This is a genomic window from Psychrobacter sp. T6-6, from assembly GCF_052258185.1.
Taxonomy (GTDB): Bacteria; Pseudomonadota; Gammaproteobacteria; order Pseudomonadales; family Moraxellaceae; genus Psychrobacter.
In genome coordinates this window covers 1-1,612 of record NZ_JBQQEX010000018.1, presented here as the reverse complement: position 1 = coordinate 1,612, position 1,612 = coordinate 1, and the positions used below count along the sequence as shown (strand labels likewise).

Annotated in this window: 2 tRNA genes and 1 rRNA gene; all 3 read left to right on the top strand. The window is 51.6% G+C overall.

Annotation, left to right across the window (positions count from 1 at the left end):
- Positions 1 to 1,331: ribosomal RNA gene (locus ACTXGL_RS14040) — 16S ribosomal RNA — on the top strand; the annotation flags it as partial.
- Positions 1,332 to 1,404: 73 nt separating this feature from the next.
- Positions 1,405 to 1,481, top strand: a tRNA-Ile gene (locus tag ACTXGL_RS14035).
- A 10-nt stretch (positions 1,482 to 1,491) separates the two neighbouring features.
- Positions 1,492 to 1,567: transfer RNA gene (locus tag ACTXGL_RS14030), tRNA-Ala, on the top strand.
- Positions 1,568 to 1,612: the final 45 nt, after the last annotated feature.

Here is a 1,612-nt window from a genome sequence, read left to right as displayed (position 1 = left end):
TGCTCTCGCTATTAGATGAGCCTAAGTCGGATTAGCTAGATGGTGGGGTAAAGGCCTACCATGGCGACGATCTGTAGCTGGTCTGAGAGGATGATCAGCCACACCGGGACTGAGACACGGCCCGGACTCCTACGGGAGGCAGCAGTGGGGAATATTGGACAATGGGGGAAACCCTGATCCAGCCATGCCGCGTGTGTGAAGAAGGCCTTTTGGTTGTAAAGCACTTTAAGCAGTGAAGAAGACTCTTCGGTTAATACCCGGAGACGATGACATTAGCTGCAGAATAAGCACCGGCTAACTCTGTGCCAGCAGCCGCGGTAATACAGAGGGTGCAAGCGTTAATCGGAATTACTGGGCGTAAAGCGAGCGTAGGTGGCTTGATAAGTCAGATGTGAAATCCCCGGGCTTAACCTGGGAACTGCATCTGAAACTGTTAGGCTAGAGTAGGTGAGAGGGAAGTAGAATTTCAGGTGTAGCGGTGAAATGCGTAGAGATCTGAAGGAATACCGATGGCGAAGGCAGCTTCCTGGCATCATACTGACACTGAGGCTCGAAAGCGTGGGTAGCAAACAGGATTAGATACCCTGGTAGTCCACGCCGTAAACGATGTCTACTAGTCGTTGGGTCCCTTGAGGACTTAGTGACGCAGCTAACGCAATAAGTAGACCGCCTGGGGAGTACGGCCGCAAGGTTAAAACTCAAATGAATTGACGGGGGCCCGCACAAGCGGTGGAGCATGTGGTTTAATTCGATGCAACGCGAAGAACCTTACCTGGTCTTGACATATCTAGAATCCTGCAGAGATGCGGGAGTGCCTTCGGGAATTAGAATACAGGTGCTGCATGGCTGTCGTCAGCTCGTGTCGTGAGATGTTGGGTTAAGTCCCGCAACGAGCGCAACCCTTGTCCTTAGTTACCAGCGGGTTAAGCCGGGAACTCTAAGGATACTGCCAGTGACAAACTGGAGGAAGGCGGGGACGACGTCAAGTCATCATGGCCCTTACGACCAGGGCTACACACGTGCTACAATGGTAGGTACAGAGGGCAGCTACACAGCGATGTGATGCGAATCTCAAAAAGCCTATCGTAGTCCAGATTGGAGTCTGCAACTCGACTCCATGAAGTAGGAATCGCTAGTAATCGCGGATCAGAATGCCGCGGTGAATACGTTCCCGGGCCTTGTACACACCGCCCGTCACACCATGGGAGTTGATTGCACCAGAAGTGGATAGCTTAACCTTCGGGGGAGCGTTCACCACGGTGTGGTTGATGACTGGGGTGAAGTCGTAACAAGGTAGCCGTAGGGGAACCTGCGGCTGGATCACCTCCTTATAGACAGCATTCGGTCAGCAAGAATTCACAACAAGTTGTTCTTTAGTTTAAGCTTACGTTTTAGGACGTATTAGGGTCTGTAGCTCAGCTGGTTAGAGCACCGTGTTGATAACGCGGGGGTCAGTGGTTCGAGTCCACTTAGACCCACCATTTATATAATGGGGCCATAGCTCAGTTGGTAGAGCGCCTGCCTTGCACGCAGGAGGTCAACGGTTCGACTCCGTTTGGCTCCACCACTACTTTAGTTAAGCTTAGAGTGCTAAATAAAAATAGGTATCAAA